At 32.3% G+C, this 6335-nt stretch carries 6 protein-coding genes; 1 reads left to right on the top strand and 5 read right to left on the bottom strand.

All coding sequences use genetic code 11. From position 1 onward, the window contains the following. Positions 1-355 precede the first annotated feature (355 nt). Positions 356-1924: an ABC-F type ribosomal protection protein Vga(A) gene (locus JX000_RS12030; protein WP_032492560.1), complete on the top strand. Its 1569-nt coding sequence runs from the start codon at positions 356-358 to the stop codon at positions 1922-1924. Positions 1925-2648: 724 nt separating this feature from the next. Here the strand turns inward: JX000_RS12030 and JX000_RS12035 are convergent. From JX000_RS12035 to JX000_RS12055, 5 genes are all read right to left on the bottom strand, one after another. Further along, entirely contained in the window at positions 2649-2783 is a 135-nt protein-coding gene (locus JX000_RS12035) for a beta-class phenol-soluble modulin (protein ID WP_002465837.1), read from the bottom strand. Between the two features lie 144 nt (positions 2784-2927). Beyond that, positions 2928-3785, bottom strand: a complete 858-nt coding sequence (locus JX000_RS12040; RefSeq protein WP_019236282.1) for a replication initiation protein — start codon at positions 3783-3785, stop codon at positions 2928-2930. 595 nt (positions 3786-4380) lie between these two features. Next, entirely contained in the window at positions 4381-4842 is a 462-nt protein-coding gene (locus JX000_RS12045; RefSeq protein ID WP_019236254.1) for a DUF334 domain-containing protein, read from the bottom strand. Then, positions 4811-5776 (bottom strand): relaxase/mobilization nuclease domain-containing protein, encoded by a 966-nt coding sequence (locus tag JX000_RS12050; protein ID WP_019236253.1) that lies wholly within the window; start codon positions 5774-5776, stop codon positions 4811-4813. Before JX000_RS12050 ends, JX000_RS12045 begins: the two co-directional genes overlap by 32 nt. Beyond that, on the bottom strand, positions 5758-6141 hold the full coding sequence (locus JX000_RS12055; RefSeq protein WP_019236252.1) for a plasmid mobilization protein: 384 nt from the start codon (positions 6139-6141) through the stop codon (positions 5758-5760). The genes JX000_RS12050 and JX000_RS12055 overlap by 19 nt, the downstream gene beginning before the upstream one ends. Positions 6142-6335 lie beyond the last annotated feature (194 nt).

Consider the following 6335-nt stretch of genomic DNA (forward strand, 5'->3'; position numbering starts at 1 on the left):
ATTGCTAGCCACTGTTCATTAAGTAATATAAATAAATTAAAAAAATAATTTGAGTTGAACATTGACATTTATTTGCTATTTGTTTAAGATGAATTTAATACGATAAAGGAAAGGGTGAACCAACTACATGATTAACTAATCCTATTTTCAAAAGTAAACAATTGAAAGTGTTTTATTTACAAACAGCGTTTGATTTGTGTTGTTTTCAATTGTACTTTTCAGGATAGGATGAAAATTCTGTAGTTGGCTCTAAAAGTATTTTGTTAGAGTTCATCTATATAGATTTATGCCTCCTATTCTGAATAGATTGGGAGGCTTTTATTGTCTTCAATTACTTATAAGAGGATGAGAAAATATGAAAATAATGTTAGAGGGACTTCATATAAAACATTATGTTCAAGATCGTTTATTGTTGAACATAAATCGCCTAAATATTTATCAGAATGATCGTATTGGTTTAATTGGTAAAAATGGAAGTGGAAAAACAACGTTACTTCACATATTATATAAAAAAATTGTGCCTGAAGAAGGTATTGTAAAACAATTTTCACATTGTGAACTTATTCCTCAATTGAAGCTCATAGAATCAACTAAAAGTGGTGGTGAAGTAACACGAAACTATATTCGGCAAGCGCTTGATAAAAATCCAGAACTGCTATTAGCAGATGAACCAACAACTAACTTAGATAATAACTATATAGAAAAATTAGAACAGGATTTAAAAAATTGGCATGGAGCATTTATTATAGTTTCACATGATCGCGCTTTTTTAGATAACTTGTGTACTACTATATGGGAAATTGACGAGGGGAGAATAACTGAATATAAGGGGAATTATAGTAACTATGTTGAACAAAAAGAATTAGAAAGACATCGAGAAGAATTAGAATATGAAAAATATGAAAAAGAAAAGAAACGATTGGAAAAAGCTATAAATATAAAAGAACAGAAAGCTCAACGAGCAACTAAAAAACCGAAAAACTTAAGTTTATCTGAAGGCAAAATAACAGGAGCAAAGCCATACTTTGCAGGTAAGCAAAAGAAGTTACGAAAAACTGTAAAATCTCTAGAAACCAGACTAGAAAAACTTGAAAGCGTCGAAAAGAGAAACGAACTTCCTCCACTTAAAATGGATTTAGTGAACTTAGAAAGTGTAAAAAATAGAACTATAATACGTGGTGAAGATGTCTCGGGTACAATTGAAGGACGGGTATTGTGGAAAGCAAAAAGTTTTAGTATTCGCGGAGGAGACAAGATGGCAATTATCGGATCTAATGGTACAGGAAAGACAACGTTTATTAAAAAAATTGTGCATGGGAATCCTGGTATTTCATTATCGCCATCTGTCAAAATCGGTTATTTTAGCCAAAAAATAGATACATTAGAATTAGATAAGAGTATTTTAGAAAACGTTCAATCTTCTTCACAACAAAATGAAACTCTTATTCGAACTATTCTAGCTAGAATGCATTTTTTTAGAGATGATGTTTATAAACCAATAAGTGTTTTAAGTGGTGGAGAGCGAGTTAAAGTAGCACTAACTAAAGTATTCTTAAGTGAAGTTAATACGTTGGTATTAGATGAACCAACAAACTTTCTTGATATGGAAGCTATAGAGGCGTTTGAATCTTTGTTAAAGGAATATAATGGCAGTATAATCTTTGTATCTCACGATCGTAAATTTATCGAAAAAGTAGCCACTCGAATAATGACAATTGATAATAAAGAAATAAAAATATTTGATGGCACATATGAACAATTTAAACAAGCTGAAAAGCCAACAAGGAATATTAAAGAAGATAAAAAACTTTTACTTGAGACAAAAATTACAGAAGTACTCAGTCGATTGAGTATTGAACCTTCGGAAGAATTAGAACAAGAGTTTCAAAACTTAATAAATGAAAAAAGAAATTTAGATAAATAAATTACTTTAAATTTAAGCAATAAAGATTATTCTTGTTGTCTTTTTATTGAATCATTGATGGGTAATATTTATTAAGTTAGCGTATTGCATAACATATACAATTCAACTACCCATAATCAGTAATTATGTTAACTAACTCAAAAGGGACAAACGCCGTCATTTCAGCGTTTGTCCCTTTTGGTTCGGATTATAGGATATTCATCTTTTATACATTACCCCAATGACACGTTTTCATACATTTTCATTAAATGACATTTTGTATCTTTATTCAGTTATCAATGTCTAAGTGTTGCATACTGTATGCCTGCATACAAAATCTATCTATAATGTGGCTCTTTCGTCTTGGTCTTTCGATATATATAATAGATATGGCACTTCCTGTGCATGAAAGGAGGTGCGCATATGGCGTTAACGATACTTTCACTTGTTGGAACATTTATCTTATCTGTTATCGCTGGTGTAGTTGCGAACTACATTACAGATAACCTAAAAAGATAAATAAAAACCCCACTTTGCTTTGGTCGGCAGTGGGGTTTTTTGCATATGGCGAACCATACTTCACTTGTTATTTTCAGTATAGCTTTTAGGGAGATATTTGTAAATTACAATATCTAAAAATATAGAAGTAATTACCTGAATATAAGGATTGTTTACTAATGATTTTCAGCGTAAAAAAACTATCCATAAATTCTTCAATTTTATGGATAGTTTTTTTGTTTATCGATTAAACATATTTTAAAACTTGATCTGCAATTTTAGCGATTGTATTCGCAATACCAAATCCCATGTCTACCCAATCTTGTTTGACATGTAAACCTGAATTTACAGCATTATGTAATGATTCAACGATACCTGACATCAATATTCACCCCTTTGTATAAATTATAAATATAATCTTATATACAAATAACATTTATTACATGGTTTTGTAAATAGGATTTACATTATTTTAACACAGCATAGCATGTGAAATATATTTTTATCAGAATGAGTATTTTCTTACTCATTCTTCCCAATCAACTTGAAGTTGTTTTAAAAAAGCTTCCCGATCTTTTTCAAGCTGTGGGTCATATTTCTTTTCTTTTCTCTTCTCATAAGTCCTTTCTTCTAACCATTTTGGTGTTTTTTCCCGATTTATCATGTGTTTGGTTTTGCCTGAAACTGTCATTTCCGGTTGTCTCTTGGAGTGAATACGTTTCTCAGCATCAAACGTAAACTCTAGCCATTCAATTTTGCGACCTTTTTTTGCCTTTATTTTATTGATATTAAGGTTGTTAAAAATAAAACCTAACTCTTTAATGATAGGGACTAATACTTTTTGATTAATATGTGTCATACGGTAACTATTAGGAATATCTAGTCGCTCTCTAAAATCCTCAATTTGAATTTTGAAATAGCCTGTGTGTTTATATTGTTTTAATAACCTAAACATATTTTTAGAGTATGTTGATTTAAGGTGTGTCATTTCTTTCAATTCAAACTTAGTAAAATCAGCTGTTATTTCATTTAAAACGTGCTTTAATTTAGGGTTAATACTAACAATTAATTCTTGTTCATCAACATCAACTTCATATCCTGTAAACAATACAAATTTTTTGAAAGATAGGCCACTTCTTTCAGTATAAGTTAAAGTTAACATCTTATCGTATACATGTTCTAAATCTTTAACAAAACGTTTTAGGGAACGATGATAGTAATTACTTAAGTGACGTAACTCCTCAAAAGGGATAGTTAATTCTTTTATATCTTGTTCTTTTAACTTATTACAAAGACTAAAAAATATATCGATTTCTGTGCTGGTAAACTTACGTAAAGGAACTAAATTCATTTCATTTTGATAGACAACAGTTTCTCCAGGCATGTTTATAAACCCTCCTAAGCAGTAAACAAAAATTAGGACACTTAAAAAAATAATAGGTGTCTTAATAGTATGTAACCATTTTAATTTAAAACTATAATAGCATCAATTTAACTACAAAGGCAACTTTTTTACAAAAAGTTGCCTTTGTAGTTACAAAAAGTTGCCTTTGTAGTTACAAAAAGTTGCCTTTGTAGTTACAAAAAGTTGCCTTTGTAGTTACAAAAAGTTGCCTTTGTCATCTCAAACCTCTTGTCGCTCTAAGGATCAAACAATACTTATAAAGGTCTTAAAAAGATTTATAAAAAGATATTAAAAAGTTCGGGGCAATTTGCCCCTCACAAATTCAAAAGACAAAAAGGAAACCAACCACATTTGTGGTTGGTTTTTATTATTTAAAAAAGCAATAAGTGATATAACTTTAATGCATTATTCCAATTGCTTTATTGACATTGAGCCTCTGAACCCTTAATAAACCCAAAAACTGTCGACTCGTCGGTTTCATAGCTCACGCTATACCGACATTCGTCGAAACAGTTTAATTAAGGGTTCTTCTCAATGCACAATAAATTTTCTCGGCATAATTGCGTCCTCATAATTACAAAAAGACTTCGAATTTCTTTCTAATCCATTCATAAAGATAAATAAATCCACCTATCGCAATGATATACGGTAAGCCATAAGCAATGTACCAAACCAACGTCATAAAGCCCTCAGACGTTTTAATCTTACTAGCTATTGCTTTTTGAAGTATATCGACATGTATAAAATCCATAAAATCACTGCCAATAGTCATGACTAACGTAAAAAGCATAAAGACTAATAACATTATGCCCATTCCTCGATACATGAGTTTAATTTTCTTTTGGTATGCTTCATGTGACGCTCTCACTTCTTGCAACATACGTTCATTTTCATCACGCACTTTATAAATATCTCTGCCGATTATATTAGCTAATTCATCGGTATCGACTTTATCCAATTTTTCTTTAAGTATATGAGTAAAGCTATTATGGACTTTAACACCATTATCTCGAAAATCCTTCGTCGCCTCTGTCAAATTCGATGTGAGTTGTTTTTGTTCTTTCTCTCGTGCGTTCTGGTTCTCTTGTATCTCTGTTAGATACTTGATGATGAGCTTGTTTTGTTTTTTCAGTTCGTCTAATTCTTGTCTTTCTAAGTTGTTCTGTGTTGTGTTCGACGGCGTCCCAGTCAACTTCGAATTGGTCTGTGTACGCTGCGACTGCGTCTCGCTCTGATTCCTTTTCTTCTTCTCTTTCTCGTCTTTCAAACTCATATTCTAATGCCCCCTTGTCGTAATCTTCGCCAAGTGTTTTGCCACGTACCCATTTATTGACGTTTTCAGGCTTATATGAGACGTTTTTGCCTCTGACTTTAAACTCGATACCGGATTTCTCTAAATGCTCTGAAAAGCTCTTAAAATCACTTGTATGGTCTTTCGCATTTTCAATTTTTTCTCGTAAATCATCTTTCCAAGAATATTGATCTTTTTCTATTAATGCTTTTTCAGCTTGGGTATATCTTAATTTTGCAGTATCACGTTCTGGCACACTTAAACCGTGTTCCCGACAAATCTCATCATTAAAATTTCTGACATTATGTAATGCTTGTTTATTGTTGTTGAATTTCTTACCTGTCTCGAGGTCAATCGAATTAATCACGATATGGTTGTGTACATGATCTGTATCATTATGTGTGTACACAGCCACTTGATGATTGGGTGCTAGTTTTTCAGCGAGTTCTAAACCTAACTGATTACATTGTTCTGGAGTTACTTCATCGGGTTTGAATGATTGAATAATCACATGCCCTTGATTACCATCAGTTTTGCCATATAACTCACGTGAGGCTTTAAAACTCGATTTCGCATAATCCACATCACAATTTAAGCCGCTTTTTTCAACAGCACGTTTCTCAGCATAATTAATGGCACGAGATGTTGATTTCGTCGCACTTAATTTAGTTGTTGCCATATGTCATCCAACCTTTCACGTAATTCATTGATATTACGTTCTAATGCGCTATAATTCGGAGCGTCATATTGATGTTGATGACAATATTTCGCAATTTGATTGGCATTCGCCCCTAATCGACTTAAATCTTTCGCAATCGATTGTCGCGATTCTTTATCAAATTTAGGTGCGACCAATCGACTGCCTTGTGCCTTTTTCTTAACGAAAGCAGGCACACTCATATTTAAAGTTTCAGCCGACTGCTTTAACTTTAAATATTCGGATTCGCTCACACGAAAACTAATTTGTTTCGGCTCTTTACGGTTAGGTTTATGGTTTTGCCCAACAGTTTCGTCGCTAGCCACAAAATGGTTTTGTTCGCTCATACATCCCACCACGCTTTCTACGAAAGATATTACTTAATATAAATTTAGATTATATGATAATCTAAATTTCATCAAGTAATATAGTGGTTTGGCAAGCACTGGCTTTGCTAGCCACTCACGTGGTAGCGACGCCTGCTTGTTGGGGAATATCCCCAAGCCCCTTAGGATTTTTTCTGCGAAAAAATAAGTGGCTA

Origin of the sequence: Staphylococcus sp. SB1-57, assembly GCF_017086425.1 — a bacterium.
GTDB classification, from domain to species: Bacteria; Bacillota; Bacilli; order Staphylococcales; family Staphylococcaceae; genus Staphylococcus; species Staphylococcus warneri_A.

Coding starts and splice junctions, on each gene's coding strand:
- JX000_RS12030 (WP_032492560.1), top strand. CDS start 356: ATGAAAATAATGTTAGAGGGACTTCATATAAAACATTATGTTCAAGAT.
- JX000_RS12035 (WP_002465837.1), bottom strand. CDS start 2,783: ATGTCAGGTATCGTTGAATCATTACATAATGCTGTAAATTCAGGTTTA.
- JX000_RS12040 (WP_019236282.1), bottom strand. CDS start 3,785: ATGCCTGGAGAAACTGTTGTCTATCAAAATGAAATGAATTTAGTTCCT.
- JX000_RS12050 (WP_019236253.1), bottom strand. CDS start 5,776: ATGGCAACAACTAAATTAAGTGCGACGAAATCAACATCTCGTGCCATT.
- JX000_RS12055 (WP_019236252.1), bottom strand. CDS start 6,141: ATGAGCGAACAAAACCATTTTGTGGCTAGCGACGAAACTGTTGGGCAA.